Source organism: Citrobacter sp. TBCS-14 (assembly GCF_005280805.1).
Classification (GTDB): domain Bacteria; phylum Pseudomonadota; class Gammaproteobacteria; order Enterobacterales; family Enterobacteriaceae; genus Citrobacter; species Citrobacter gillenii.
The window spans coordinates 1-538 of sequence record NZ_SZWM01001239.1 but is presented as its reverse complement, the minus strand read 5'-3'; the positions used below and the strand labels follow the sequence as shown (position 1 = coordinate 538).

The following is a 538-nucleotide window of genomic DNA, read 5'->3' as shown; positions in this document are numbered from 1 at the left end:
TCATCCTGCATCTTAACAAGGACGTTGCTTAAATCGCCAATCCCTCCCGCACTTCGGGCACTGGCCATTGGCAAAGATTCTAATGCCATATTCTACCCCTGATGAGTTGGTGTTATAAAAGCATCTTGATTAATTTTTTGCGTCTTATTCTGATAATTTTTAATGGCATCCCATCCATCATTAATGTAACCATCAAGCGCATCTTTGTGGCTAAAATCATCTTCTAGTATCCTGGGCTGAATCAAAAAGAGTCTTACCGCCTTCGAGGAATTGTNATATCGCCAAGCAATGGGATTTTAGTAACACCATCAGACAACTGATCGCGTGTATAGCCACCAATTAAAAGATTCTGACCGGCAGTCACCCGAGCCATGGTGCTGATAGCAGTATTTCCCACAACCGGTAACTGATCTACCGTTGCAGTATCACCTTGATCATCTTCCACAGTATTTCCATCTGTAATGTCAATATTCATCTCAACGAGTTTATTATCATCTGAAATCATTGGAATAACGTTGATGGAAGTACCATAAGTTAC

1 pseudogene is annotated in these 538 nt (G+C 41.0%); it reads right to left on the bottom strand.

From position 1 onward, the window contains the following. Positions 1–253: 253 nt before the first annotated feature. A pseudogene (locus FDX22_RS32270) lies at positions 254–538 on the bottom strand (EscC/YscC/HrcC family type III secretion system outer membrane ring protein); the annotation flags it as partial.